The organism is Cobetia sp. AM6 (genome assembly GCF_009617955.1).
GTDB classification, from domain to species: domain Bacteria; phylum Pseudomonadota; class Gammaproteobacteria; order Pseudomonadales; family Halomonadaceae; genus Cobetia; species Cobetia amphilecti.
In genome coordinates this window covers 2264937-2290417 of sequence record NZ_AP021868.1, presented here as the reverse complement: position 1 = coordinate 2290417, position 25481 = coordinate 2264937, and the positions used below count along the sequence as shown (strand labels likewise).

Here is a 25481-nt window from a genome sequence, read left to right as displayed (position 1 = left end):
TGCATTTTCACGCGCGTGGTTCAGTCGAGGAGCATGGTGCTTTATCGGGATAGTGTCTTCCTGCCATTGCCTTTCCAAGACGTCTGCCTTTTCAAGAAGAGATTTTCATGGCCCTGTCTTCCACGCCTTACAAGGTGGATCTGTCGCTGACCGACCTGGATCGCGGCGTCTACGAGACCCTGCGCTTCACGGTGGCTCGTCACCCCTCCGAAACCGAACTGCGTCTTTGCGTGCGTCTGCTGGGCCACGCCCTGTGGTACAGCGAGAACATCGCGTTCGGTCGCGGCCTGTCCGATGTCGATGAGCCGGCGTTGTGGGAAAAGAGCCTCGATGGCCGTATCCTGCACTGGATCGAAGTCGGTCAGCCGGATGCCGAGCGCCTGACCTGGTGCTCGCGACGCACCGAGCGTACCTCGCTGCTGGCCTATGGCAGCCTGCGTGTGTGGGAAACCAAGGTCGTGCCGGCGGTGGCTGGGCTCTCCAACCTGAGCATCGCGGCCGTGCCGGAAGGGTCGCTGGACGCCATCACCGAGTCGCTGCCGCGCAACATCAAGTGGACCGTGATGATCTCCGAAGGCACCATCTTCATCACCGATGACAATGGCCAGCACGAGATCAATCTCGAGTGGCTGAAGGGCGAGCGCTGAGCGACATCAGCCTCGCACCGGCCCAGACACAACGCCCCCGCAAGCCATGCTTGCGGGGGCGTTGTGTCTGGGGGCTCAGTCGGTCCAGGTCGGGCGGGTGAAGGCTCAGATGACGCTCAGGTCCTTGTCGACCATCAGACGGCCTCGGCCATTTTCCTTGGCGTGGTAGAGGGCGTCATCGCTGCGCTTGACCCAGCTCGACAGGGTGTCATCGGCGTGCAATTCGCTGGCGCCGGTGCTGAAGAGAATCACGCCATGCAACAGGGGCGAGGCTTCGCAGCGCTCCCGCAGGCATCCATCGAACTGGCGAGCCGTCGCCAGGGTGCCGGGAATCAGGATCATGAACTCCTCGCCGCCATAGCGTCCGGCTTCTCCCGAGAACTCTCGGGTCAACTGGCTGACATGGCGTGAGAACTCTTCCAGTACCGTGTCGCCGTACGGGTGGCCGTGGTTGTCATTGATCATCTTGAAGTGATCCAGGTCGCAGATCAGCAGGCAGGCACTTTGCGAACGCCTGATCCAGGCTTCGGCCTGTTCGTGGATGGCGCGGTGATTGTAGAGGCCGGTCAGACTGTCCAGCAGGCTGAGGCGCTCGAGTCGCGCCGCATAGGCATTGGCGATATCACGCTCTTCATGGATACGTCGGGCATAGCCTGCGATCACCACGCTGAGAAGCCCGAAGGCCAGCGTGTAGCTGAAGCCCATATCGAGAAAACGCATGCCTTCGCTGGCATAGCTGCTGACCAGGCCCGGCCTTGCATGCTCAAACGCCAGCAGTGCCCATGGCATGAACATCAGGCCGATGACGATGATGCCTCGGCGCTTGGGGTCGGCGGGCAGTACCGCCAATACATAGGCCGACGCCATCAGGTAGAAGAGCAGGGTCGGGCCGGTCGCGCCATGATTGAACAGCCAGTTGCCGGGCAGCATCACGAAAGTGACCAGCGCACAGAACAGCCAGGCCATGCGCTGGAACTCGCCATGAAACCGCGAGCGATACCACATCAGGGCGATGAACGCGCTGGTGATGACCAGCACGATGTTGTACGCCGGCAGGGTGAGGCCCAGCAGGGAATTGAAGAGGGCCGAAATCAACCCGATGAAGAATGCGGAAACGAGAAAGCCATGATGGAGTGTCTCTCGGGCGGAGCCGGTCTTGCCGACCAGCCAGCGCCAGGAGGTAACTATCAATTTCAATGGGCTGACCATGTGACCTCGGGCATCGAGATGTCAGTGCACATCAGGCACCAACCGGGAAAGGCTGGATGATACACCACCTCATCATCAGCCACAGCTCGCCAGAGCCAACGAAGGCTCCGCAAACCCTATGCTAACGCAGCGTGGGTCATAACTTGTCTGACAAGAAGCTGCGCGAAATGAAGGCGTCCAACTTTCCGCATGAAGCGCAATATATTGCCTTCTCGACGCTGGCGCGATAACCCCTCATACCTTCCCGATGCTACCCGGCGTCGCTCCGTTACTTCCAGGGCGTGTAGCGGTAGCTGTCGGGGTCGTTGGCATCCGGGCTGTCGGCTTCCTTGAGGCGCACGAGGGTATTGCCATCCTCGTCCTCTTCGACTCCCGTCACTGTCACCGGAAAGTTGGGTGACAAGGCGTCGAGTGCGGGCCATTGCCCCTTGGTGATCTGGCTGCCGGCGGCAGGGGCGCTCTCGGCGCTGACCTTGATGGGGTCGCCGCTGACGCTGGTGCCGCCCTTGAGCGTGGTGGTAAGCGTGAATTGGATCATCGGTCGCGAACTCCTCTGGACGATTGTCGTTCATGGGCGTTGCATTCGAAGGTGCGCAATGAATGCCTGCTTCATGAACATGCGTCGCACCCGGTCATTTTGCAATGCCGACAGCGGATTCAGGCGTCAGTGCGACACCAGATCACGACGCAGGTAAAGAAATGTGAGATTCCTGCTTTTCTTTTTGAGATCAATGCGGTACATTACGTCTCGTCTTGAGGGGGAAGCTCTTCCAGACACTGTCGGGACGTGGCGCAGCTTGGTAGCGCGCTGCAATGGGGTTGCAGAGGTCGCAGGTTCGAATCCTGTCGTCCCGACCAGATTCAAGTGAAAAGGCCATCCGGTAACGGATGGCCTTTTTGCGTTTTCGCATGTCCTGAAGATGCCCATCTCGTCACTATTTACTCACTGCTCACTCACTGCTCTCCATCTTTCAGCTCCCGATTTCCATTCTTCATCACCATTCTCGCGATGACCCGCCTGCCTCACGTATCTCGCCTTTGGTTCGTATTGCTCACTTTCCCGGCCTCTCAGCTCAATCAGCACTGTGCTCGCGCAAGCGCTTTTCTATTGATCCAGGCAGATGCCACTGACATCTGGCCCAGAAAGCGCTGCCGCTTGAGTTGATCTGGATCAATTGACTGTCGGCTCGAAGTGCGGGGTAGGCGGGATGAGTTCTCTAAGCATGTAAGTATTAGATTTTCCGTATATACTGCGCCAGTCGATATTGGGGGTGATAATGAAAATCATAGACGTTTACACGGCATCTCGATTCAATCCCGAACGATCCATCCTCAGAGAACAGCTGGGGGGAGGCTATGTGGTGCAGACCTGCGCCGTGGCCGCCGAAAACTATTGCTTCGAGGTCTCTCAGTCGCGCCACTTCATCTTGGGATTTGAGGTCGCGGGCGCACGCAGTGCTGAATTTCTGTCGATCATCACCGAGGATTACGTCTTTCAGCATCCCGGCATCCGCCCGGAAACGCTCTCGGCCTACCTGCAGGATCGCGCCCGACATCCGCTGCGTCGTCGCGCTGCCTCTGCGCCTTCCGCCTCTGCGCCTTCCGCCACTGCGCTTTCCGCCACTGGGTCGGGCGCCGTACGGCGCAGTGTCACCAGCATTGCCGTTGGCTGATGATGCTTGAGGCAACGCTTTCCAGCGAATCTGGTTGCACCGTGCTGAGGTGAAAAGGCAGGCCAGATGTAGGCAAGAGACAGCCAGCAAAGGGCTAGCGAGGCAGCAAGGAAGACAGCCAGGAAGAGAAGGCTATAAGGACAGTCAAAACGCGCAGGGCAAGGAAGGGTAGAACGCAGCGCTGGGGGAGGGGAGCCGTTCAGAGAAGACTGCACGGGTTTTTCACTTTTTACGACGTTCACTTTTCGCCGTGCGCTTGCGCGACCCATCTAGTCGCGAGGCGGGCCGCGGATCACGCCCGGGCCAGGTAGCGCCTTAACGCCCAGACCGTACTGGCCAGGCTCACACAGCAGAGCAGTGGCAGGGCAACATCGAGACAGGAATCCAGATTCCAGTGCTGCAGCAGGCCGTAGTCCCAGTTCTCTGCCTTGGGTCCATCGCCCTTGTATTCATGCTGAGCGATCTCACGGCCCAGAAACAGGGCGACGGCGATGGCACCTGCCGACCACACGCCAAACAGCGGCCACAGCGCCAGCTGGATCAGCACGGCGATCAAGCCGTGCTGAACGGCACTGTCCAGAATCTCGGCCGTCATGGGTCAGCCATCATGCTTGAGGCCTCATGCTTGAGAGCTCATTCTCGAAAGCCATCTCTCGCTCCCCATTTCTCGGCCCTCGTTGTTCGATAAAGTTCATGCCCCTCACGCGTAGCCCAGCGCTTTCTGCAGACGTTCGGCGTTGTCGGCTACCCACTGGGCATTGATCGGCCCCCAGTCACGAATCACGTAGTGGCCGATATTGTTGCGCTGGCCCTCCTCGCGCTGGAATTCACAGACGATCTCGAGCTCACCCAGGGCGGTGATGGTGTCCTGGGCGGTACGCCGCGGCATGCCGGTGGCCGCGATGATGGCTGGCACGCTGGCGATGTCATGCGCGATGAGGTGGGCCACGAACAGGCGTCGATAGAAGCTTGTCTGGGTCTTGCTCAGCGGGGTGTCGGGCATTGGGGCTCCATACGGCGAAGAAGGGGGCTGTCGAGAGGTGATCAGTGGCTCAGGGTGTAGTCGATGGTGGTCACGACTCTGACCTTCTTGATGTCAGGGGTATAGCTGTCGAGGTCCGAGATCGAGAAATAGCCCTGGCTGGCATGCTTGATGTGGCCGACCGTGCTACCGGAATCCTCCGCGAACTGCTGGGCGGCGCGTCGGGCATCCGCGGTCGCGGCCGCGATCATGTCCGGCTTGATGGCTTCAAGCCCCGTGAACAGGAATTCGGTGCGGTAGGCATAGTCAGCCGAGAGCAGGATACCCTCGCGCACCAGTTCACCGGTCAGTGAGGCGCTTTGCTTGACGAGGTCGACCTTGGGCGAGCGCACCAGCACCGTAGCTTCGGCGCGATAGCGCTCATCCGGGCGCTGGGCGTTGTAGCTGTTGGCGTAGAGGTCAGTCACCTGGGGAGAGGTCACGCTGACCTGGTCGGCGGGAAAGCCCTGTGCGGTGAGAAAGGCGCGAATCTTGCGCTCATCATTGGCCAGCGCCTCATGAAGCCCGGTCAGCTGATTGGCATTGACGCTGAAGTGCAGCGGCCAGAGGGCCAGGTCGGCCTTGACCTCGCGCTCCGCGAGCCCCTTGACCGTCACTACACGGCTGGAAGATTCCCATACCTGGGCAGCCTGCTTGAGATAGCTGCCACTCCAGACCATTCCCGCGGCCAGCAGGCCGCCCAGCACGGCCGAGCTGATGATATTGCGCATGTATTGTTATCCCTGACGTGAGTTATGAGTCGTGAACTGGCCGCCGCTTGCGGCGATGTCAGTCCTGTACCTTGCCGCGCATGGCCTTGATCTTGCCCTTGCGCGTCTTGCTGTCGACGCGGCGACGCTTGGCGCCCTTGCTGGGCGCTGTCGCACGGCGCGCTTTCTGTACCTTCACGGCTTCCAGAATCATCGCCTTGAGACGGGCCAGCGCATCTTCCTTGTTCAACTCGAGGGTGCGATGGCTCTGCGCCTTGATGATGATGACGCCTTCCTTGCTGATGCGCTGATCCGACAGCTGCATCAGGCGCTCCTTGTAGAAGCCGGGCAGCGTCGAGCGCTGTACATCGAAGCGCAGATGGACGGCGGAGGCGACCTTGTTGACGTTCTGGCCGCCATTGCCTTGGGCGCGAATCTGGGTGAGGTCGATTTCCCAGTCGGCCAGCGTTACCGAATTGGAGATGGTCAGCATATTGAATCTCCTTGTCATGGGGACTGTGTGGTGTGTCACGCAGACACAGTCAATGGAGCGATGGGCCATCTTAGCCTATTCGCGTACTGGCTTCAGAATGGCGGTGCGTCGCTTCTCCATTCGGCCGGCTCGCGACGCTGATCGCCTGTTCTCGCGTCACGGCGCAGAGGGCCGTGAGAACTGTCATGAATAGGAGGAGAGGCGAGGAGGCGAGGCGATGATCCATTCTGATATGGCGTTGAGGGTGGGGGAGTTCAACCGCGTGCTGCCCGAGACGGCAGAATATCGGGTACTCTGCTGGCTGCGTCCTGTGTGAAGACTGTCCAGTTTTCCAGACATTCCTGGCAGCACTTTTCCTGGCACTTATGTAATTCTCTCTCCCATCCTCTGCAGAGCGCCTCATGGATATCCCGCATCAGCGTCTTGTCTATTTTCAGGTCACCGTCGAAGCCGGCTCCATCCGGCGTGCCGCAGCGCGTCTGAACATCGCCCCCTCGGCAGTCAGTCGTCAGATAGGTCTGCTCGAAGAGGCCATGGCCGCCTCGCTCATCGAGCGCACCCGTGACGGGGTGCAGCCGACGCGGGTCGGCGAGATGCTGCTGGATTACATCCTGCAGCGAGAGAAGCTCGATCAGCACCTCGGCGAACGCCTCGATGCCTATCAGCGGCTGGAAACCGGGGAGATTCGCCTGATCATCGGCGAAGGCTTCGTCGGCGATATCATCAACAGTCCGCTGCGCGCCTTTCGCAAGCAGTACCCCGGCATCACGCTCAAGGTCGATACCGGCAGCATGCAGAGCATCATCGACAGCGTGATCGAGGATGAGGCGGATATCGGCCTGATGTATCACGAGCGGGTCCATCCCCAGTTGCGCTTCTGGCATTCGAGTCCGCAGCCGCTGGTGGCCATCATGTCACCGGAGCATCCGCTGGCGAGTGAGGCCCATGCGCTGACACTCGAGGAAGTGGCGCAGCACCCCATGGCGCTGTGGGGGCCGAGTCACGGCGTGCGTCAGCTGATGGACGATGGATTTCGTGAGGCAGGGGTGCGCCCGCATATGGTGGTGCAGACCAATTCCATGGAAGTGCTCAAGCAGGCGGCGCGGTCCGAACTGTGCATCACGCTGTTGCCGGCCTTCGCCGCGGCCCGAGAGCTCCAGGAGGGGGTGTTGATCGCTCGCGATGTGGAATGTGCCAGCTTCCGCCAGGCCCGCGCGCATATCATCACGCGGGTCGGGCGGCGCATGCCGCGTGCCAGCCTGCAGTTGCTGCGTCATCTCGAACGCTGGATCACGGCATTCAGCGGTCCGCGTCAGGAAGCGCGCTGACCTCGGGCCTCATGATCCAGGGGCTCTGGTTTCGGTCAGTCGAGGCGGGCGCAGCTGGGCGGGCACCCTGCTCAGCCAGCGATCACATAGATGATGGAGATCATCCTCGTCCGCCGGACACAGCTCCGGCGGCTGACAGCGTTCGAAGACCGCTTTCATCAAGCCTTCCGGCAGGTTGAGCGTGGTGACGAAACTGCGCGCCAGGCGCAGGTCGCGGCGCAGCTGACCGGTCGAGATCCCCGAGTCATAGCGGCCCGGCAGCACCCAACGCGGAAAATTCACCTCGCTCACGGCACTGCGCCCGGCACCCAGGTTGATGGCATCGATGCACGCCTGGGGTGTCACGCCTGCGCGATAGGCCATGGCGACCGCCTCGGCGGTGGTGATCAGGTGCGCGGCATGCAGATAGTCGCTGGCCAGGGCGGCGGCATGGCCACAGCCAGCGTCCCCGACATGCAGATGCTGCGTGCAGATGGCGTCAAGCAGCGCTGTCATGCGCGTCACTGTCGCCTCATCACTGCCGATCAACAGCGTCAGGCTGTCATTCGCCTCATCGGCAGGATTGCGGTTGGTGGCCGCTTACAGCCAGTGATGGCCGGCGAGGCGTGTCTGCACGGCCAGCTCGCGGCTGAGCGTGACATCACCACTGCAGAGATCGATCACGGTACTGCCGGGCGGCGCCATGCGCAGCAGGCCTTGATTGCCTGTCAGTACCTTCTGTACCTGTTGTGATGTCGCCAGCGCCATCAGATAGACATCGGCGCTGAAGGGTGGGTGGCTCCGGGCGTCCTGCACCTCCGAGGCCGCCATTGCCATGACGCCCTCGACTCCGGCATGCGCAAGCGCCTGTATGGCCCGAGTGCCAATGGGCGCATCGCCAATCACGCAGATCTTCATGCTCAGCACTCCTCGCCGGGCCCGTGTCGCTGGTGGTCTTGATCAGTGGTGATGGTTCGTCAGAGCTTCATCGCAGCCATGCGCTATCCGCCAACGGCCAGCAGCTGACGCACCAGCGATGTCCAGTAGCTGACGCCGATGGGCGTGGCAGCATCATTGAAGTCGTAGTGCGGGTTGTGCAACGAGGCGCTGTCTTCACCGTTGCCCAGCCAGATATAGGCGCCCGGGCATTCCTGCAGCAGATAGGCGAAGTCTTCCGAGGCCATCGAGGGCGGCAGATCACGATGGACCCGCTGGATGCTCGGCAGCTGCTCGAGAACGCTGGCACAGCGTTCGGCATGGCCGGGCGCATTCAGGGTCGCGGGATAGCGCGGCTGATAGTCGAAGTTGACCTTGAGACAGTGGAAGGTCGCCATGGCATCGACGGCGTCATGGAAGCGCTGCTGCAGATGCGCGCGCAGTGCCGGGTCGAAGCAGCGCAGGGTACCGCGCAGCTCGACCTCTTCCGGCATCACGTTGAAGGCATCGCCGGCATGGAACTGGGTAATGCTGAGAATCGCGGTCTGGTGTGCCGGCGTCTCGCGGCTGATCAGCCCCTGCAGCTGAGTCACCAGCTGACAGGCCGCCAGGATGGTGTCCTTGCCCAGATGCGGCATGGCGGCGTGGCAGCCGTGACCGCTCAGGGTCAGGGTGAAGACATCGAAGGCCGCCATCACCGCCTCTTCATGCACCGCCGCCTCGCCGAGTGCCAGCCCCGGCCAGTTGTGCAGGCCATAGATGGCGTCCATCGGGAACTGCTCGAACAGGCCATCCTCGACCATGCGGCGGCCGCCGCCTTCGTTCTCCTCGGCCGGCTGGAACACGAACACCACGCGGCCGGCAAAGTCAGGGTCGCGCGCCAGTTCACAGGCCGCGCCCAGCAGCATGGTGGTATGGCCATCATGACCGCAGGCATGCATCTTGCCCGGTGTGTGCGAGCAATGTGAGACGGCGTTGGCCTCGGTGACATCCAGCGCATCCATGTCGGCGCGCAGGCCGATGGTCTGGCCCTTGCCCAGCTTGCCATCGAGTACCGCGATCACGCCGGTCTCGGCGAGTCCCGTGGTGACTTCCAGGCCTGCCGCACGCAGGATCTCGGCGACGCGCGCCGAGGTGCGGTGCTCCTCGAAGGCTGTCTCGGGATGCTGATGAAACTCATGACGCCAGCTGCGCAGCAGTGCCTCGTCGATCTTGTCGGGTAGTTGCATGCTGAATTCCTGTGGAAACCGGCACCCTGGAGTGCCGGCGTGAAAGTGATGAGAAGGGGAAAGCAAGGTGAGATGCAAAGGGCGAAGCTAGCGTGATCAGAGCAGTGCCTGTGCCACGACCGCCGAGCCGATATAGGTGCCAGTGAAGACCAGCAGCGAGATGATCACCAGTTTCCAGCCCGCCTGGCGGAACATGCTGAACTCGCGCTTGCTGAGCGCCAGACCCGCATAGCCGAGTACCGGCGTGACGATGGCGAGGAAGTTGACGAAGCCCAGCTGCTCAGTGATCCAGCCGCTGCCCGGGAACCACGGCAGTGTCATCAGGATGCTGACCAGCGACACCCAGGCGATGGCCGGCAGATAGAAGGGCATGATGCGGGCGACCAGCAGACCGAGCATGGTCATCACGTACAGGATCAGCATGCCGGGGGCGGCGTCGATCAGGCTGGCACCATTGATGGTGTTGACCACCCAGCCGACCACGCAGACAGCCGCGACGACCATGGCCGTCTTGCCCAGCTGGTTTTCCGGGCGGTCTTCAGCCAGTGCCTCGGAGGCGAGCTTGGCTTCCTCGTCATTCATGGCGTCTTCGCTGCGGGATCGCTTGCGGCTGAAGAAGCGGAACAGGCGCTCCGCGACCGGCAGGGCGATGAACAGCGAGACGTAGAGGCCGGTGGCATAGGTCAGCAGGTTGCTGGCGCCGGCGAAGGCCAGCAGCTCTTCGCCCATCTCCGGCAGGGCACCGGCGATGGCGCCGGAACACGCCGCCACCATGCTGCCGCTGCCGACACCGCAGGCCATGGCCAGCGCACGAGGATCGAAGATGTCCAGTGAGGTCAGATAGCCCGCCATCAGCGCAAACCACAGGGTGCCGAACATGGTGCCCACGACATAGACGCCCATCACGCCGACGCCTTCCGGGCCCTTGAGGCCGTATTTGTCGGAGATGATCGCGATATTGGGTTCACGCGCGATGGAGTAGGTCGCACCGATCGCCTCGCGGCCCATCTTGAGCACCACCACCGCGATCGGCATCGCGATCAGCATGGTGCCCAGATTGCCCAGCTCCTGCAGGATCAGCGCCGGACCCGCCGAGATCAGCTGCTCGATGGCCGGGCCGATGGTGGAACCGAAACGGGCGATGAACGGCATGATCGACAGCAGGATGACCGGCCCTGCCGCCGCGCTGACCACCGGCGGGATGAAGCGCCTGGTACCACTGAACAGGTGCGGATTGCACAGTACGGCGGCAATGAAGGCATAGAACAGCGGCAACAGCAGCAAGGTGCCGGGGCCGAGCGGGAACTTGAGAATACCGATCAGTTCGGCGCCGAGAGACAGCACCACGACCAGCAGGTGCAACCGCCAGTCCAGGAGTTGAGAAAGGGGCATGTGGGACTCCGCTTGTTATTGTAGTTTCTGAAGCTTTTGAAACGGCTGGATGCAGCGCCTCGGGGCATGCCCGCGGCTGTCGGCTGCCGCCCTCTGCCGGGGCGGTCAGCGCAATCCAGTATTGTCAGGAGCGGTGCTCTAAAGAAACATGATAGGTGTACGAATAAATAGAGCGGGCTGGCAGGCGATGACAGGCAGTGAAGGTCTCCAGACGCCGACACCCCGCACAAGGCGGGGTGTCGGGTGGTGCGGTCGGCAGTGCGACAGGGCTCAGTCGCCGGTGATCACGCGCAACAGCTCATGGCAGGCGCCCAGGCTGTGATAGTCACACTTGGCCCCGGGCGAGCTCTTCAGGTCATCGAAGCGCTGGTTGTCGGCATTCAGCAGGCGATACCAGGCGCCGTGCTGGTGGTCGATGAAGTGCTGCCAGGCATAGCCCCACAGGCGCTCGTACCACTCGGCGTAGTGTGAATCACCAGTGGCCTCGTGCAGCAGCGCCGCGGCCACCAGGCTCTCGGCCTGCACCCAGAAGTACTTGTCGTCATCGCAGATGGTGCCGTCCGGCGCGAAGCCGTAGTAGATGCCACCGCGTTCGCTGTCCCAAGCCAGATCCAAGGCGGTATCGAACAGACGCTGCGTGGTCGGCAGCAGCCAGTCGTCATCGCGATGACGCTTGAGCATCAGCAACAGCTTGGCCCATTCCGTCAGGTGACCCGGCTGGAAGCCCCACGGGCGGTAGAGGTTCTTGGGGTCGTCGCGGTTGTAGTCCCAGTCGACGTTCCAGTCGCGATCGTAATGCTCCCAGATCAGGCCATCGGCCTTGGCGGCCTGACGCTGGCAGATGTTGCTGGCCAGGGTCATGGCCCGTTCCAGATAGTGCGCCTCGTCGGTGGCCTCGAAGGCGGCCAGCATGGCTTCACAGGCATGCATGTTGGCGTTCTGGCCACGATAGTCCGACAGTGTCTGCCAATCGGCGCTGGCCTCGTCGGCATAGAGTCCTGCCTCCGGTGACCAGAACCTGTCTTCCATCAGCGCGCGGGTCTCCTCGAGCCAGCCGCGAGCCTCCTCGATGCCGGCACGCCAGGCCGTCGCATAGGCCAGCATCACGAACGCTAGGCCGTAGCACTGGTTGGTGTGGTCTGCCTCGCCTTGCTCGCTCAGCGACCACAGATAGCCACCGGTCTGCGGATCGAGATGGACATCGCGCAGGTAGTCGATGCCGTGACGGGTCGCGGCGAGACATTGCTCATCACCGCTGCGCAGATATTCCATCGCGAAGTTGAAGACCATCCGCGTGCTGCTGACCAGATGACGCGCCGTGGGCGCATACACCGTACCGTCGTCGCGCCAAGCCTGGAAGTAGCCACCGCGCTCATGGTCTATAGCCTTGGGCAGATAGAAGTCCATGATCGAGCGGATATGCTCACCCAGAAAGTCGCGGCTGGCGAACGTTGCCGGCATGGGCGGTACTGCCTGGCATGACAGCGGTGCCTTTTGCGGTGCCTGCGCCAGTGGTGAGGCTTGCTGAGAGGCGTGCTGAGTCATCAGGAAGTCTCCACGACGCCGGCTGCGGCCTTGCTGGCGGTGAAGCTTTCCAGCGGGTTGAGCCAGTAGAGGTCCATCGCCGCGGTCCAGGAGAAGTCGCGGCCGCCACAGCCTTCGCCGGTCACCGAGTTGAAGTATTCGTAGTAGCCGGCGGCCTCGACGCACTTCTGGCTTGCTTGCTTGATCTGGTCGGCCTCGCGGGACATGCCATATTCCTCGCAGCCGGTGCCCAGCATCCAGTTGATGTGCAACCAGCTCGGTCCGCGCCAGTAACGCTTGGGCTCGAAGCGGGTGCTGGCCGGATGGGTAGAGGCGACACCGAAGGGCGCCTGTTCCAGCCATTCCTCGAGCAGACCGCCCATGCGCTGTGCCTGGGCGCCGCTTGCGACCCCGGCGAACAGCGGCAGGATACCGGCGGTGGTGATGTGCTCCAGCAGCACGTTGGCACGCGCATCACGGCTCAGGAAGCAGCCCAGCTCATCGCTCCACAGCGCCTGCACGCCTTCCTCGGTGCGCGCCAACGACTGCTTGAGGCTGAAGAGCGCCTCGCCGTGGGTGTTGACCAGACCCAGACCGGCGGCATCCTCTTCGCACAGCGCGATCAGGTCGCGCGTGCCACGGTGCAGGATGGAGATCAGGCTGATGTCCTCGACGCGGTACGGGCAGTCGCGATACAGCACCTCGGCGTCGTGCTCGTTCTGCTGGAAGAACTTCACCAGATAGATGTAGCGATCGTATTCGTACTTGTGCGGGCGCTCGGACGGATCGACCAGCCCGGTATCGCGACGCACGTATTCGGCATCGACCGGCGGCACGCCAGCCAGCGGGCCATCCCACTGGGGGCTGTTGTCCATGCCCGATTCCCACGGATGATAGCTGCACACGCGGCCGGTATGTTCCGGATCACGATCGCGGTAGAACCACAGGTGGTAGCGGATGACGCCGGGCAGGGTGGCGACCAGCTTTTCCTCGGCAAGCCGGCGATCACGGCCTTCCTCGAACAGCAGCTTCATGACGCTGGCCAGCACCGGCGGCTGGGAGATGGCGCTGGTCGACGGGCTATGCCTGACGCCCCAGACTTCCGGCCCCGGGAAGTAGGTTTCCGCGTCACCGTGGAAGACGATGTGCGGCACCATGCCGTTGTCCCACTGACCTTCCAGCAGGCGCTCAACCTCACGCCAGGCACGCGCTTCGTCACCGGCGGCCAGCCATCCCAGCGCGGTGATGGCGGCGTCCCAGTTCCACTGGAAGGGATAGAGGCCACGCGTGGGCACGGTGTAGCCGCCCAGGTCGTTGAGCTTGAGAACGTCGTGAGCGCTGAGCGCGTCGAGCTTGGCATTCATGTGAGTCGGCTCCGTCGTGGGTCGCGGTGTAGTTACAAAAGGACTGTCACAAAAGGGCTGTGAGAGAATGGTCATCAGTGACTGGCTGTCAGCGACTGATCGCAAGTGAGCAGTCGTCAATCAGTGTCGTGTCCGGCAAGCAGCACGGGCGGCTTGCCGGGTGTTGCAGATTGCCCGGCAACTGTCTGTCAGGTGCGCGGCGCTCTTACGCCGACATCAGGTGGCCGCTGTGGTCGTAGAAGCGCACCTTCTCGGCCAGCGGGCGGATGTGGATATCGCTGCCATTGCCGACTTCGAGATCGCTCGGCACGTTGACGCGAATCATCTCGTCACCGAAACGCGCGGTCAGCTGCTTGTGCGATCCCAGCAATTCCGAGACCAGTACGCGCACCGGGGCGAAGTTCTCGGTGGGCTCGAAGCGCACCTCGAAGTCCTCGGGGCGGATACCGCACTTGTGCACCTGCTGGCTCGATTGCTCGGAGCGGGTCGGGTGATTCCAGCGTGCATCCGGCGGAATGAAGTTCATCGGCGGGTTGCCGATGAAGCTGCCGACGAATTCGGTCGCCGGGTAGTGGTAGATCTCGGAGGGCGGCGCGTACTGCTCGATCTGGCCACCCTTCATGACCGCGATACGGTCCGCCAAGCTCATGGCCTCGACCTGGTCGTGGGTCACGTAGATGGTGGTGGTGTCGGAGGCGGCGAGGATGGTCTTGAGCTCGGCGCGCATCTCCAGACGCAGCAGGGCATCCAGATTCGAGAGCGGCTCATCCATCAGCAGCACTTCCGGCTCCGTCGCCAGGGCGCGCGCTACCGCGACACGCTGACGCTGACCGCCGGAGAGCTGACCGGAGTAGTGATCGAGGCGGTCCTCGATATGCATCAGTGCGGCAGTTTCCTTCACCTTGCGCTGGATATGCGCCTCGCTGTCCTTACGCACGCGCAGACCGAAGGCGATGTTCTCCGCCACGGTCATGTGCGGGAAGACGGCGTAGTTCTGGAACACCATCGCGATGCGACGATCGCGCGGTGCCAGCGAGGTGATCTCACGCTCGCCGATGCGGATCGAGCCGCTGCTCTCGTATTCCAGCCCCGCGATGATGCGCAGCAGAGTCGATTTGCCGCAGCCGGATGGACCGAGCAGCACGGTGAATTCCTTGTCGCGGATCTCGAGATCGATGGACTTGAGGATTTCCTGCTTGCCGAACTGCTTGCTTACGGCGCTGATTTGGATGGCTGACATGGTCTGACTCCTTTGATCGAGAGCGGCGGCGAGGAAGTGAACTCGCTTGCGAGAGACGATGAGGATCGCCGCCGGTCATTGGCCTGATGAGCGGGCGTACGTTAGCGGTTGGAAATGCCCCACATGCTGAACAGGTACTTCCTGATCGCGAACAGGAACAGCAGCGCCGGGACGACCAGAATCAGACCACCGGCATACTTGATCTCGGCAGGTGACTCGGAAAGGCTCTGCACCAGGAAGGCGGTCAGGGTGCGGTTCTCGACGGTGAGAATCGCCGAGGCGAACACCTCGTTCCACGAGATCACGAAGGCGAACACGGCCGAGGCGGTGATGCCCGGCGCGGCCAGCGGCAGTACCACGCGGCGGAAGGCCTGCCAGCGGTTGCAGCCCATCAACCAGGCGGCTTCCTCGAGTTCCACCGGAATGCCCATGAACAGGCTGGAGGTGATCAGCACCGCAAACGGCAGTGCCAGGGTGGCGTGCACCATCGCCAGACCCAGGATGGAGTCATCGATGCCGACCTGGATGAAGATGACGGCCAGCGGCAGCGCCAGCAGCGGCATCGGGAAGGCCCGCGACAGGATGATGATCATGCGGTAGGCATTCATGCCCGGGAACACGAAGCGGGCCAGCGCATAGCCTGCCGGCGCGCCGAGCACGATGGCGATCACCATGGTGAAGACGGCGGCCAGCAGCGAGTTGCCCAGTGCGCTGATCACGCCCTGGTAGTGCCAGAAGAAGTCGAGGGTCTCGAAGCTCAGCGCCGGGGTCAGGGTCTTGGGCCAGCCGGTGATCTGCTCCGGCGTGCTGACGCTGTTGAGCATCAGCAGGGCGATGGGCACCAGCACCCACAGCACCAGGATCGAGACACCGGCCCGGAACAGCCATCTCCAGGCCATGTCATTGCGACGTGGCTTGTGGGCGGTCTGCGCCAGCTGGCTTGAGGAATCGGCTAAGGAGGCGCTTGCGCGTGACGAAAGCGATGACGGCATGACGGCCTCGGAAGAAGAGGATTTCATCAGCGGGCCTCCTTCGGCACATTGAGGAACTTGATGTAGAAGCCGGTGATGACCACCGAGATCAGCATGATCAACACTGCGTAGGCTGCAGCGGCACCTGTCTGCTGGTAGAGGAACTGCCAGTCGAAGGTCTCGCTCATCAGTACCGGCATGTCACTGCCGCCCAGCATCATCACTACCGCGAAGACCTCGAGTGCCAGCAGGGTGCGCAGAATCAGCGCCGACTGGATGCTGGGGCGCAACATCGGCAGGGTGATCTTCCACAGGCGCTGCCAGTAGCTGGCGCCGAACACCTGACCGGCCTCGTCATATTCCTTGGGGATCAGCCCCATGCCCGATACCAGGATCACCAGCACGATGGCGGTACCGCGCCAGATCTCGGCGACCACCACGGCCAGGAACAGCGCGAAGGCATTCTGATAGTTGAGCCAGGACGCCGGCGCATCGATTACGCTGACCGCGCTCAAAAAGCTGTTGAGGAAGCCGAACTGCTCGAGGATCGCCAGCCAGATGATGCCGGCGGTCAGATCGGAGATGCCCAGCGGGATGGTCCAGATGTAGAGGATGCTGTCGCGGCCCTTGTTCATCCTGGTGACCATCAGCGCCATGCCGATGGCCAGCACCAGCTGCAGCGGTACCACGACCCCGGTCAGCAGCAGGGTGTTCTTGAGTGACGGCCAGAAGTTGAAGTCCTGATAGATGCGCGTGAAGTTGGCCAGGCCCACGTTGCCATCACTGCTGGTGAAGGCCTCGGCGAAGATCTGGATGAACGGATAGAGAAAGAAGGCACCCATGAACAGCAGGCTGGGGGCGATCAGGTAATAAGGTAGCCAGCGATCGTGCTTCATCTTTGCTCACCTTTGGCGTTGTTGTGATAGCTTGTCGGAATGGTTTGGTGGCACTGGGTCGGCATGACAGGGGTTGGCGTACCGTCGTGGCGACCCGTCGGGGGGGCGTTGTTGCTGCTGTGTTGCGAGTGTTGCGAGTGCTGCGTTCTTGAGTGTTGCGTTCTGGCGCCAGCGGCTTACTTGACCGGGCAGGGGCCGTCGCTGGGGGGATCCGGGAGCCAGCAGCCTGCGCCTGATGTGTTGATCAGCGTCTGCAGGCGCGGGGCGAGGATATCCAGCGTCTCCTCGATGTCGGCGTCGCGCAGTACGATCTGCACGAAGGCATCGCGGTAGATCTTGTTGAACAGGCCCGACTGCTGGCCCAGGCCGCTGGGCAGCAGCGAGAGCACGGCGTCGTCGGCGGAGGACTGGGCCGCGACCGCCTTGCCGGACATGCGAATGCTGGCGGGCAGGTCATCGGGAAGCTCGGCTTCCACCACCGGGAAGAAGTTGGTGGCCCGTAGGGTGCGAATCTGGGCTTCCGGCGTCATCAGATAGCGGATCAGCCTGCGCGAGGCATCGGGATTCGTGGCATTGGCGGGTACCGCCAGGCCAGCGACCACCGGCATGTAGCCGCGTCCGCTTGGGCCGGCAGGGGCCGGGAAGGCCACGTACTGATCCGGCTGCTTGTTGAAGGCATCCTTGAGGCGCGCGGTGTGATCGAAGGCGACCCACACCTCGCCATTGAGCAGCGGTTCCTGCATGAAGCCGTAGGCGGTGGAGCGCGGATTGGTCACCGCCCAGATCTCGCGAAACTTCTGCCACATGGCCACGGCGTCATCGCTGCGGAACTCACGCACCACCGAGTGAGTGAAGGACGGGTAGAGATAGCCTTCCAGGAAGCGGTGGATCAGCCCCTTGCGACCGGCCGGGAAGCCCAGCTTGGGGCTGCCGGTGGCCTCCTGCATGTTGCGGCCCCAGGCCAGCAGCTCGTCATAGCTCAGCGCGTTCAGGTCAGCGCCTTCGGGCAGGTAGGGCAGCGCCTTGCGGTTGGCGGCCATGATGTAGGTCGCCTGCATCCACGGAATGTAGCGCTGCTGGTCGCCGCCCAGCTTGCCCAGCGTCATGTACTGCTTGCTGATGCCAGTGTCCGCAAGCGAGCCTTGCAGGTCATTCAGCGGCGTCAGAATACTGGGCGTCAGCGACCCCAGTTCGCCGTGCAGCCCGCCGAGCAGATCCAGCGCGCCATCGGGGCTGGTCTTCTCCGCCTCGAGACGCGACAGGAAGGTGCCTGTCTCCTGCGGCATGTAATTGATAGCCTCGGCGTAGGGTGCCAGCGCGATCTCGCGCATCTGCTGAGCCTCTTCCAGCGGTCTGGCCTGGGTGCTGAAGAAGGTGATGTCAGCGAGGGCGGACGTACTGCCCAGCAGCGCCAGCAAAGCGAGGGCGGTTGGCATCTTGCGCATGGAGGTCTCCCCGATCGGGTATTGTTTTTCTGGCGTCACGCTGACCACGTTCTGGCGTTTGGCGGTCAGGCGTCTGGCGTCGTGAGGTCAGTCGATGGTCCTGTGTGCTCAGGCATGTGTGCTCAGGCAGTGGTATCGCGCAGCAGCAGGTCGTAATCGAAGCAGCGATGGCGTGGCGAGCCCTCCTGCGGTGCCAGCACCAGTTCGATCAGCGCCTGACTGACGATCTCGAACGAGATGTCCAGGGTGCTGAGGCTGGGCTGGCGGTACATCTGCGGCGGCAGGTTATCGGCGCCGATGATGGCGATGTCCTCGCCGGGTGTATGACCGCAAGCGCTGACCGCTTCCATCACGCCGTAGGCGAAGATGTCGCTGGCACACACGAAGGCGGTGGGGGCGTTGGCCCCGGACAGCGCTTCATGGGCGACCTGATAGGCGCTGGCATAGCCGTGCGGGCAATGGCGCGAGCTGGGCGCGAGGCCGGCGTCGTGCATCGCCTGCAGATAGCCGGTCTCACGTTCGACGGCGGTATAGAGGTCGCTGAAGAAGTTGAGGAACAGGATATTGCGATGGCCCAGGCCAATCAGATGGCGGGTGGCGCGCATGAAGCCGTCGGCGGCATTGATGTCGACCCAGTCGTGTTCGCTGGCGCGGCCGGTACGACCGTGAGTGACGAAGGGGATGCCGCTGTCGAGCAGGAAGTCGACGCGCGGGTCCTGAATGCGGGTACGGGCCACCACGAAGGAATCGACCTTGCCGCCATCGATGAAGCGCTTGTAGGTATCCAGCTCGTCGCGGTCCTCGGGTACCGTGGTAACGATGAGGTCGTGTTCCGGTGCGGCGTCGTGCAGCGCCTGACCCAGTGATACCAGCAGGCGGGTGTTGAATTGATCACGAAAGTCGCCCTGGGCGCCGTTCATGATGTAGCCCACCGAAGAGGTGCGGCCTGTCTTCAGGCGGCGTGCGCTCTGATTGGGCTTGTAGCCCACTTCACTGGCATAGGCCTGCACCCGCTCACGGGTCGTGGCGCTGACATCCTCGAATCCGCCCAATGCCCGTGAGACCGTCGTGACCGACAGGCCCAGCTGGCTGGCGAGATGCTTGAGTGTGATGTTCGGCGGCATGGCACTTTTCCCTTGGCGGTAACGGTAAGCAGAAATCGTTACCCGAAACGTTTCGGAAGCGATCTTTTCACTGTTTCAATTGGCTTGGCAAGAATGACGAGACCAAAGAATATATCCGTAATAATCCCGATATCTGGCGCTGAAAATCGCCGATGAGGCTGGCGATTGAGCCGGCGACGATACCACGCTATTTGCACGTAGCGATCTGGCGCGCGTCAGCGCAGGAGAAGGGCAGCAAGCCATATGGAGTGCTGGCATTGGTGTCGCTCCCACATGTCGTGAGGCGACGCTCGGCGGGGGCTCCTGACGGGCATGACTGCCAGAGCCACAAACGCCGACACCCCGCACAGGGCGGGGTGTCGGCGTCTGGAGAGCGTTATTCGAGTCAGGTTTCAAAGCCCGATCGTCAAGAGCCTCAGTTGCCCTGTGAAGCGAGTGCCGCGGCCTGTTCCAGCTCCTTCTCCTTGCGCGAAGGGCGGATCAGACGGCCCTGGAGTTCCTCAAGGGAGACACCCTTGGTCTCGGGCATGAAGAACAGCACGAAGACCAACTGCAGCAGCATCATCAGGGCGAAGAAGGCGAACACCGGTCCGCCACTGAAGTGGCTGAGAATGGTCGGCATCAGCAGCGCGATCAATGCCGCGAAGACCCAGTGCACGGAGCTGCCGAAGGACTGGCCCATGGCGCGTACCTTGTTGGGGAAGATCTCAGAGATGAACACCCAGATCACCGTACCCTGGCTCATGGCATGCGCCGCAATGAAGACAGCCATCAAAATCGGGACCCCATAACCGCCCAAGGCACTGAAGTCCTTGAGGTAGAAGGCCCAGGAAATCAGGCACAGCGACAGCAGATAACCGGCAGAGCCGATCAGGATCAATGTGCGTCGACCCAGCTTGTCGATCAAGGACATGCCCAGCATCGTGAAGGCGAGATTGATGACCCCGATGCCTGCCGTAGAGAGCAGGGCAGCACTGGATTCAAGCTGCGCCTCGGCCAGAATGCGCGGCGCATAGTAGATGATGAAGTTGATGCCGGACAGCTGATTGAAGGCCGCGATCAGGAAGGCGAACAGCACCGGCAGACGATAGCGCCAGGCGAACAGGCGAGTATGTTGCTTGACGCTCTCTTTGCTTTCCGTACCACGGATAATGGCAATTTCTTCCGCGATATCGGCCTTGGGGTTGATCTGTTTGATCACCTCCGCCGCTGCCGCTTCATCGTTGCGCTTGAGGATCAGCCAGCGCGGGCTGCGCGGCACCTTGCAGATCATCAGCAGATAGAGCGCGGCTGGCACGGCTTCCACGCCCAGCATCCAGCGCCAGTTCTCACCGTCGGTGAAGCCGATGAAGTAATTGGAGACGAAGGCGATCAGAATCCCGAAGACGATATTGAACTGATAGAGCCCGACCAGCGCACCACGCCGCTCGCGCGGTGCGATTTCCGAGATGTAGATGGGCGCCGCGACGGACGAGGCCCCCACGCCCAGCCCGCCCAGCAGACGGAAGAACGAGAACACATAAGGGTCAGTGGCCAGCGCCGACCCCAGCGCAGAGACGAGATAGAGTATACCGATGCCGATCAGCGTGGCACGGCGCCCGAAGCGATCGGTCGGCCAGTTGCCGAAGATGGCGCCGATCACCGTGCCCCACAGGGCCATCGACATGATGATGAGGCCGTGGTTGAGATCGCTGAGACCCCATTGGCTCTGCAGTGAGGTATCCGCCCCCGAGATGACGGCGGTATCGAAACCGAACAGGAAGCCGGCGAGGGCAACCGTGATCGACCATTGAAGAATGCGTGGCATGGCGTAGCTCATCCAATGAGGCGTGAAGGAAAGACAGCGATTCGCGGAGGTTAATCGTTAAAGAGTGCAAGGGTGAATCGTGTCACCTGGCGATATCAGCCTATCTGCCCTGCGGCGTGCCATCCGCTATACCTTTGGGGGAGAGCCGCCCCGGCAGCCGCACTTGCTCGGCCTCGACTCAGAAATTATCTCGCTAGAACAGCAGGTTATTGAAATCGCCTTATTGTTATTCTTTATGGTTTTAACGTTATTCTTTTTTGCGTTGTTGACGATGCAGGCGTAGGCTTGAGGCATCAATCCTTGAGCGAAGCAGGAGGTCGAAAGATGGCAACCTCAACACAGCGCCCCCAGGTCGAGAGCTTCTTCGACGAAGACAGCAATACCTTCACGCACCTGGTGCGTGACCCGCAGTCCCGTCAGTGCGCGATCATCGATCCCGTGCTCGACTTCGATTATCCCGCAGGCCACACCAGCACCCGCTCAGCGGATGCCTTGCTTGCGCATATCGACGCCGAGTCCCTCGAGGTGGCGTGGATTCTCGAGACCCACGTTCACGCCGACCACCTGTCGGCGGCCGCCTACCTGAAAGACAAGCTGGATTGTCAGCTGGCGATCGGGGCGCGCATACGCGAAGTGCAGGACATCTTTGCCGATATCTTCGCCGCCGAGGCGGGTTTCGCGCGTGATGGTCGCCAGTTCGATCGCCTGCTGGAAGAGGGCGACAGCCTGGCCATCGGCGGGCTTGAATGCCGCGTGCTGCATACGCCGGGTCATACGCCGGCCTGCGTCAGCTACGTGATCGGCGACGCCGTCTTCGTCGGCGATACCCTGTTCATGCCCGATTACGGCACCGCGCGCTGCGATTTCCCCGGCGGCGATGCGCGCGCGCTGTATCGCTCGATCCACAAGGTGCTCTCGCTACCTGACAGCACGCGCATCTTCCTTTGTCATGATTATTCGGCCGAAGGACGCGAAGGCTTCTGCTGCCAGACGTCGGTGGGTGAGCAGCGTGAGCACAATATCCATGTGCATGACGGCATCGATGAGCAGGCCTTCGTCGATATGCGTTCAAAGCGTGACGCCGGGCTTGGCATGCCGCGCCTGATGCTGCCGGCGGTGCAGGTGAACATGCGCGCCGGCCAGATGCCGCCGGCGGAAGACAACGGGCGCGCCTATCTCAAGATTCCGCTCAATCTGCCTTTTGATCAGCTGTGATGGCCGCCATGCCGGCTTTGCTGAAGTGCTTTGCCTATGTAGCTTGCTTACGTAATTCTGTGACTCAAATGGACGAATTTCCGCGATGGGAGCCTTATCGATGAGCCAGAGCACGCCACAAACCCCGCCAGTTTCGGGTTCTGCAACGACGCCTTGTGACAATCAGGGCGCTGATTCGGCCACGCAGGCGACTCGCACCGCCAATCACCGTCTGGCACCCAACGCCCACAAGGTGGTGATCATCGGTGGTGGGGCCGGCGGTATCGCGGTGGCGGCCAGTCTGCTCAAGCGCCAGCCGGGCATGGACATCGCCATCGTCGAACCCGCCGAGCAGCACAGCTATCAGCCGGGCTGGACGATGGTTGGTGGCGGCATCTTCACGCCGGAATTCACGCGCAAGCCGATGCACTCGGTGATGCCCAAGGGCGTGCACTGGTATCGCGATACCGCCACCGGCATCGATGCCGAGGCGCACGAAGTCACGCTTGGCAATTGCCATCGCCTGCGCTACGAGCGCCTGGTGATCGCCATCGGGCTGGAACTGGATTGGAGCGCCATCGAGGGGCTGGAAGAGACGCTGGGGATGAATGGCGTCACCTCCAACTATCGCTATGATCTCGCGCCCTATACCTGGCAGCTGGTGCAGTCTCTCAAGGGCGGCAAGGCGCTCTTCACCCAGCCGCCGATGCCCATCAAGTGCGCCGGTGCGCCGCAGAAGGCGATGTATCTGGCCTGCGATCACTGGCAGCGCGAGAACGTGCTGTCGCAGCTCGAGGTCAGCTTCCACAACGCCGGCGGCGTGATGTTCGGCGTGCCGGCCTACGTGCCAGCGCTGGAAGAGGCGGTCGCGGGCTATGGTATCGATGTCAGGTTCCATCAGCGCCTGGTCGGAGTGGATGGCGAGACGCAGACGGCACGCTTCGAGGTGCCGGCAGCCGAGGAGGGCGGCGAGCCGCAGATCGTCGAGCAGTCCTTCGACATGCTGCATGTGGTGCCGCCGCAGAAGGCACCGGCGTTGATCGCACAGTCCGGGCTGGCGAACGGCGCTGGCTGGCTGGATCTCGACCCCGAGACCCTGCAGCACATGAGCCATCCAGACATCTTCGGGCTGGGCGATGTCAGCGGCACCTCGAATGCCAAGACTGCCGCAGCGGTGCGCAAGCAGTCCCCTGTGGTGGTGGAGAATCTGCTCGCCACACTGACCGGTGGCGCGCTCACGGCGGGCTATCGGGGTTATGGCTCCTGCCCGCTGACGGTGGAGAACGGCCGCATCGTGCTGGCGGAATTCGGCTACGGCGGCGAACTGCAGCCGACCTTCCCCAAGTGGGTCAATGACGGCACGCGTCCGACTCGCCTGGCCTGGCAGCTCAAGGCGCGGGGGCTGCCGTTCATCTACTGGAACCTGATGCTCAAGGGCCATGAATGGCTGGCGCGTCCGGCGTCACGCGATGTCTGAGCCGGTTCGAGAGGCAAAGGGGACGCCGCTTGCCCGCTGGCTGCCGCTGGCGGGTTGGCTTGCCCATTATGACCGCCACAGTCTCGGGCGCGATCTGCTGGCGGCGGTGATCGTCAGCGTCATGCTGGTGCCTCAGGCGCTGGCCTATGCGCTACTGGCGGGGCTGCCGGCGCAGGTCGGTCTTTATGCCAGCATGTTGCCGCTGGTGCTGTATGCGCTGTTCGGCACCAGCAGCACCCTGGCGGTGGGGCCTGTGGCGATCATCTCGCTGATGACGGCCTCGGCGATCGCGGGCATGAGCGGCGCCGATGGCGCAGCGCTCTCCACGCCCGAGATGCTGTCCGCCGCGCTGCTGCTGGCCTTTCTCTCCGGTGCGATGTTGATCGCCATGGGGCTGTTGCGCCTGGGAGTGCTGGTGAATTTCATCAGCCACCCGGTGATCTCGGGCTTCATGACCGCCTCGGGCATTCTGATCATCGCCAGTCAGCTCGGGCCCCTCACCGGCCTGAGCCTCAGCGGCGGCAATCTGATCGCCATGGGCGAATCGCTGTCGGCAGGCGGGCAGGGGCTGCACTGGCCGACACTCGTCATCGGGGTGGGCTGCCTGGCGGGGTTGATTCTGGCACGCCGATATCTCAAGCAGGGCCTGATGGCCCTCGGGATGCGCGCGAGCGCGGCGGGCATGCTGTGCAAGACCACACCGATTCTCGCTGTCATCCTAACCAGCCTGCTGACGTGGGGGCTGCAATTTGGAGAACAGGGCATGGCGCTGGTCGGCAGCGTGCCCGGCGGCTTGCCCACCCTGAGCCTGCCGTCCTTCGTCAGCAATGACTGGTCGGGCCTTCTGCTCTCGGCACTCTTGATCAGCGTGGTCGGCTTCGTCGAATCGCTGGCGCTGGCCCAGACCCTCGCCGCGCGTCGCCGTCAGCGCATCGACCCCGACAAGGAACTGATCGCGCTGGGCGTCTCCAACATGGGGGCAGGCATCAGCGGCGGCATGCCGATCTCGGGCGGGCTGTCGCGCTCGGTGGTCAACTTCGATGCCGGGGCGGCCACGCCCTTGGCGGGGGCCTTCACCGCCATCGGCATTCTGCTCGCCAGCCTGTGGCTGACCGACTGGCTGGCGTGGCTGCCGCGCGCGACGCTGGCGGCGATCATCATCGTCGCCACTACCAGCCTGATCGATCTCGCGGCGATCAAACGCACCTTCCGCTACTCGAAGGGTGACGGTGCGGCGCTGTTGGTCACGCTGATCATCACCCTCGCGCATGGGGTGGAGAGCGGCATCATCGTCGGTATCGTCGTGTCGCTGGGGCTCTATCTCAAGCGCACCAGCCAGCCGCACAGTGCGCTGGTCGGGCGCGTGCCGGGCAGCGAGCACTTTCGCAATGTCGAGCGCCATGAGGTGGAGACCGATCCTGAACTTGCGATTCTGCGGATCGACGAGAGCCTGTATTTCGCCAATGCGCGCTATCTGGAAGACACGGTGCTGGCGCTGATGGCCGAACGCCCCTCGCTCAAGCACCTGGTGCTGGCCTGTCAGGCGGTCAACCTGATCGATGCCTCGGCGCTGGAAAGCCTGGAAGTCATCAATGAGCGCTTGAGCGCCGCTGGCGTGCAACTGCATCTGAGTGAAGTGAAGGGCCCGGTGATGGACCGCCTCAAGTGCTCGGAGCTGCCGGCCAATCTGGGTGGCGACATCTATCTCAGCACCTTCGATGCCTGGCAGGCGCTGAGCATTCACGGCAGCCATTGCGACCAGTCCTGCGCGCGCGACGGTATCAGCCAGACGACGGCGGTTGGCTGACAGGAGAAGACCCTG

General features: G+C 62.6%; 24 protein-coding genes, 1 tRNA gene and 1 pseudogene. 8 read left to right on the top strand and 18 right to left on the bottom strand.

Going from position 1 to position 25481, the window contains the following annotated elements; all coding sequences use genetic code 11:
* The first annotated feature begins 107 nt into the window (after nt 1–107).
* A complete protein-coding gene (locus CLAM6_RS09730) occupies nt 108–647 on the top strand; it encodes a YaeQ family protein (protein WP_153635915.1) in 540 nt (179 codons plus the stop codon).
* 105 nt (nt 648–752) lie between these two features.
* On the opposite strand, the gene CLAM6_RS09725 is transcribed toward CLAM6_RS09730, so the two are convergent.
* Both CLAM6_RS09725 and CLAM6_RS09720 read right to left on the bottom strand, forming a co-directional pair.
* Nucleotides 753–1844, bottom strand: coding sequence for a GGDEF domain-containing protein (locus CLAM6_RS09725; protein ID WP_172978678.1), 1092 nt, complete (start codon nt 1842–1844; stop codon nt 753–755).
* Between the two features lie 280 nt (nt 1845–2124).
* Nucleotides 2125–2394, bottom strand: a complete 270-nt coding sequence (locus tag CLAM6_RS09720; RefSeq protein WP_153635913.1) for a hypothetical protein — start codon at nt 2392–2394, stop codon at nt 2125–2127.
* 243 nt (nt 2395–2637) lie between these two features.
* Between CLAM6_RS09720 and CLAM6_RS09715 the strand changes: the two genes are divergently transcribed.
* Together CLAM6_RS09715 and CLAM6_RS09710 are read left to right on the top strand one after the other, a co-directional pair.
* Nucleotides 2638–2714, top strand: a tRNA-Pro gene (locus CLAM6_RS09715).
* Nucleotides 2715–3133: 419 nt separating this feature from the next.
* On the top strand, nt 3134–3529 hold the full coding sequence (locus tag CLAM6_RS09710) for a hypothetical protein (protein WP_153635912.1): 396 nt from the start codon (nt 3134–3136) through the stop codon (nt 3527–3529).
* A 292-nt stretch (nt 3530–3821) separates the two neighbouring features.
* On the opposite strand, the gene CLAM6_RS09705 is transcribed toward CLAM6_RS09710, so the two are convergent.
* The 4 genes from CLAM6_RS09705 to arfB form a co-directional block, all read right to left on the bottom strand.
* Nucleotides 3822–4124, bottom strand: coding sequence for a hypothetical protein (locus CLAM6_RS09705; protein WP_153635911.1), 303 nt, complete (start codon nt 4122–4124; stop codon nt 3822–3824).
* A gap of 105 nt (nt 4125–4229) precedes the next feature.
* Nucleotides 4230–4532: a winged helix-turn-helix domain-containing protein gene (locus tag CLAM6_RS09700; protein ID WP_153635910.1), complete on the bottom strand. Its 303-nt coding sequence runs from the start codon at nt 4530–4532 to the stop codon at nt 4230–4232.
* A gap of 41 nt (nt 4533–4573) precedes the next feature.
* The gene (locus CLAM6_RS09695) at nt 4574–5281 is read right to left on the bottom strand and encodes an SIMPL domain-containing protein (RefSeq protein ID WP_153635909.1); all 708 of its coding nucleotides are present in this window, start codon (nt 5279–5281) and stop codon (nt 4574–4576) included.
* 58 nt (nt 5282–5339) lie between these two features.
* On the bottom strand, nt 5340–5753 hold the full coding sequence (gene arfB / locus CLAM6_RS09690) for an alternative ribosome rescue aminoacyl-tRNA hydrolase ArfB (protein ID WP_153635908.1): 414 nt from the start codon (nt 5751–5753) through the stop codon (nt 5340–5342).
* Between the two features lie 401 nt (nt 5754–6154).
* On the opposite strand from arfB, the gene CLAM6_RS09685 reads away from it, so the two are divergent.
* Entirely contained in the window at nt 6155–7081 is a 927-nt protein-coding gene (locus tag CLAM6_RS09685; RefSeq protein WP_153635907.1) for a LysR family transcriptional regulator, read from the top strand.
* Between the two features lie 9 nt (nt 7082–7090).
* Here the strand turns inward: CLAM6_RS09685 and CLAM6_RS09680 are convergent, their stop codons facing one another.
* From CLAM6_RS09680 to CLAM6_RS09625, 12 genes and pseudogenes are all read right to left on the bottom strand, one after another.
* Nucleotides 7091–7576, bottom strand: coding sequence for an NAD-binding protein (locus CLAM6_RS09680; protein WP_153635906.1), 486 nt, complete (start codon nt 7574–7576; stop codon nt 7091–7093).
* A gap of 84 nt (nt 7577–7660) precedes the next feature.
* Complete coding sequence (locus CLAM6_RS09675; protein WP_153635905.1) at nt 7661–7978, bottom strand: NAD(P)-binding domain-containing protein; 318 nt, start codon at nt 7976–7978, stop codon at nt 7661–7663.
* Between the two features lie 83 nt (nt 7979–8061).
* The gene (locus CLAM6_RS09670) at nt 8062–9225 is read right to left on the bottom strand and encodes a M20 aminoacylase family protein (protein WP_153635904.1); all 1164 of its coding nucleotides are present in this window, start codon (nt 9223–9225) and stop codon (nt 8062–8064) included.
* A 96-nt stretch (nt 9226–9321) separates the two neighbouring features.
* Nucleotides 9322–10617 (bottom strand): DUF3100 domain-containing protein, encoded by a 1296-nt coding sequence (locus tag CLAM6_RS09665; protein WP_153635903.1) that lies wholly within the window; start codon nt 10615–10617, stop codon nt 9322–9324.
* 270 nt (nt 10618–10887) lie between these two features.
* Nucleotides 10888–12162, bottom strand: a complete 1275-nt coding sequence (locus CLAM6_RS09660) for an AGE family epimerase/isomerase (protein ID WP_347237556.1) — start codon at nt 12160–12162, stop codon at nt 10888–10890.
* Nucleotides 12162–13505 (bottom strand): MGH1-like glycoside hydrolase domain-containing protein, encoded by a 1344-nt coding sequence (locus CLAM6_RS09655; protein WP_172978677.1) that lies wholly within the window; start codon nt 13503–13505, stop codon nt 12162–12164. Before CLAM6_RS09655 ends, CLAM6_RS09660 begins: the two co-directional genes overlap by 1 nt.
* A 205-nt stretch (nt 13506–13710) precedes the next feature.
* Nucleotides 13711–14745: an ABC transporter ATP-binding protein gene (locus CLAM6_RS09650; protein WP_153635901.1), complete on the bottom strand. Its 1035-nt coding sequence runs from the start codon at nt 14743–14745 to the stop codon at nt 13711–13713.
* Nucleotides 14746–14846: 101 nt separating this feature from the next.
* The gene (locus tag CLAM6_RS09645) at nt 14847–15764 is read right to left on the bottom strand and encodes a carbohydrate ABC transporter permease (protein WP_197738653.1); all 918 of its coding nucleotides are present in this window, start codon (nt 15762–15764) and stop codon (nt 14847–14849) included.
* Nucleotides 15764–16612 carry a carbohydrate ABC transporter permease gene (locus CLAM6_RS09640; protein ID WP_153635900.1) on the bottom strand — a complete coding sequence of 283 codons (849 nt, stop codon included), beginning with the start codon at nt 16610–16612 and terminating at the stop codon, nt 15764–15766. Before CLAM6_RS09640 ends, CLAM6_RS09645 begins: the two co-directional genes overlap by 1 nt.
* A 176-nt stretch (nt 16613–16788) precedes the next feature.
* Nucleotides 16789–18057, bottom strand: a complete 1269-nt coding sequence (locus CLAM6_RS09635; RefSeq protein ID WP_153635899.1) for an ABC transporter substrate-binding protein — start codon at nt 18055–18057, stop codon at nt 16789–16791.
* Between the two features lie 122 nt (nt 18058–18179).
* Nucleotides 18180–19181: a substrate-binding domain-containing protein gene (locus CLAM6_RS09630; protein ID WP_153635898.1), complete on the bottom strand. Its 1002-nt coding sequence runs from the start codon at nt 19179–19181 to the stop codon at nt 18180–18182.
* Between the two features lie 415 nt (nt 19182–19596).
* Nucleotides 19597–21006, bottom strand: a pseudogene (locus tag CLAM6_RS09625) (sugar porter family MFS transporter); the annotation flags it as partial.
* A 61-nt stretch (nt 21007–21067) separates the two neighbouring features.
* Between CLAM6_RS09625 and CLAM6_RS09620 the strand changes: the two are divergent.
* The 4 genes from CLAM6_RS09620 to CLAM6_RS09605 all read left to right on the top strand — a co-directional run bounded on the left by CLAM6_RS09620 (nt 21068) and on the right by CLAM6_RS09605 (nt 25466).
* The gene (locus tag CLAM6_RS09620; protein ID WP_153635896.1) at nt 21068–21271 is read left to right on the top strand and encodes a hypothetical protein; all 204 of its coding nucleotides are present in this window, start codon (nt 21068–21070) and stop codon (nt 21269–21271) included.
* A gap of 41 nt (nt 21272–21312) precedes the next feature.
* On the top strand, nt 21313–22203 hold the full coding sequence (locus CLAM6_RS09615) for an MBL fold metallo-hydrolase (RefSeq protein WP_153635895.1): 891 nt from the start codon (nt 21313–21315) through the stop codon (nt 22201–22203).
* A gap of 100 nt (nt 22204–22303) precedes the next feature.
* Nucleotides 22304–23659 carry an NAD(P)/FAD-dependent oxidoreductase gene (locus CLAM6_RS09610; RefSeq protein ID WP_153635894.1) on the top strand — a complete coding sequence of 452 codons (1356 nt, stop codon included), beginning with the start codon at nt 22304–22306 and terminating at the stop codon, nt 23657–23659.
* Nucleotides 23652–25466: a SulP family inorganic anion transporter gene (locus CLAM6_RS09605; RefSeq protein WP_153635893.1), complete on the top strand. Its 1815-nt coding sequence runs from the start codon at nt 23652–23654 to the stop codon at nt 25464–25466. Before CLAM6_RS09610 ends, CLAM6_RS09605 begins: the two co-directional genes overlap by 8 nt.
* Nucleotides 25467–25481 lie beyond the last annotated feature (15 nt).

What these genes read in the sequence shown, in the direction of transcription:
- CLAM6_RS09685 (WP_153635907.1), top strand. Translation starts at nt 6,155, where the DNA reads ATGGATATCCCGCATCAGCGTCTTGTCTATTTTCAGGTCACCGTCGAA.
- CLAM6_RS09635 (WP_153635899.1), bottom strand. Translation starts at nt 18,057, where the DNA reads ATGCGCAAGATGCCAACCGCCCTCGCTTTGCTGGCGCTGCTGGGCAGT.
- CLAM6_RS09700 (WP_153635910.1), bottom strand. Translation starts at nt 4,532, where the DNA reads ATGCCCGACACCCCGCTGAGCAAGACCCAGACAAGCTTCTATCGACGC.
- CLAM6_RS09615 (WP_153635895.1), top strand. Translation starts at nt 21,313, where the DNA reads ATGGCAACCTCAACACAGCGCCCCCAGGTCGAGAGCTTCTTCGACGAA.
- CLAM6_RS09645 (WP_197738653.1), bottom strand. Translation starts at nt 15,764, where the DNA reads ATGAAATCCTCTTCTTCCGAGGCCGTCATGCCGTCATCGCTTTCGTCA.
- CLAM6_RS09630 (WP_153635898.1), bottom strand. Translation starts at nt 19,181, where the DNA reads ATGCCGCCGAACATCACACTCAAGCATCTCGCCAGCCAGCTGGGCCTG.
- arfB (WP_153635908.1), bottom strand. Translation starts at nt 5,753, where the DNA reads ATGCTGACCATCTCCAATTCGGTAACGCTGGCCGACTGGGAAATCGAC.
- CLAM6_RS09655 (WP_172978677.1), bottom strand. Translation starts at nt 13,505, where the DNA reads ATGAATGCCAAGCTCGACGCGCTCAGCGCTCACGACGTTCTCAAGCTC.
- CLAM6_RS09680 (WP_153635906.1), bottom strand. Translation starts at nt 7,576, where the DNA reads ATGACAGCGCTGCTTGACGCCATCTGCACGCAGCATCTGCATGTCGGG.
- CLAM6_RS09675 (WP_153635905.1), bottom strand. Translation starts at nt 7,978, where the DNA reads ATGAAGATCTGCGTGATTGGCGATGCGCCCATTGGCACTCGGGCCATA.
- CLAM6_RS09695 (WP_153635909.1), bottom strand. Translation starts at nt 5,281, where the DNA reads ATGCGCAATATCATCAGCTCGGCCGTGCTGGGCGGCCTGCTGGCCGCG.
- CLAM6_RS09640 (WP_153635900.1), bottom strand. Translation starts at nt 16,612, where the DNA reads ATGAAGCACGATCGCTGGCTACCTTATTACCTGATCGCCCCCAGCCTG.
- CLAM6_RS09665 (WP_153635903.1), bottom strand. Translation starts at nt 10,617, where the DNA reads ATGCCCCTTTCTCAACTCCTGGACTGGCGGTTGCACCTGCTGGTCGTG.
- CLAM6_RS09660 (WP_347237556.1), bottom strand. Translation starts at nt 12,162, where the DNA reads ATGACTCAGCACGCCTCTCAGCAAGCCTCACCACTGGCGCAGGCACCG.
- CLAM6_RS09720 (WP_153635913.1), bottom strand. Translation starts at nt 2,394, where the DNA reads ATGATCCAATTCACGCTTACCACCACGCTCAAGGGCGGCACCAGCGTC.
- CLAM6_RS09605 (WP_153635893.1), top strand. Translation starts at nt 23,652, where the DNA reads ATGTCTGAGCCGGTTCGAGAGGCAAAGGGGACGCCGCTTGCCCGCTGG.
- CLAM6_RS09710 (WP_153635912.1), top strand. Translation starts at nt 3,134, where the DNA reads ATGAAAATCATAGACGTTTACACGGCATCTCGATTCAATCCCGAACGA.
- CLAM6_RS09670 (WP_153635904.1), bottom strand. Translation starts at nt 9,225, where the DNA reads ATGCAACTACCCGACAAGATCGACGAGGCACTGCTGCGCAGCTGGCGT.
- CLAM6_RS09730 (WP_153635915.1), top strand. Translation starts at nt 108, where the DNA reads ATGGCCCTGTCTTCCACGCCTTACAAGGTGGATCTGTCGCTGACCGAC.
- CLAM6_RS09705 (WP_153635911.1), bottom strand. Translation starts at nt 4,124, where the DNA reads ATGACGGCCGAGATTCTGGACAGTGCCGTTCAGCACGGCTTGATCGCC.
- CLAM6_RS09650 (WP_153635901.1), bottom strand. Translation starts at nt 14,745, where the DNA reads ATGTCAGCCATCCAAATCAGCGCCGTAAGCAAGCAGTTCGGCAAGCAG.
- CLAM6_RS09610 (WP_153635894.1), top strand. Translation starts at nt 22,304, where the DNA reads ATGAGCCAGAGCACGCCACAAACCCCGCCAGTTTCGGGTTCTGCAACG.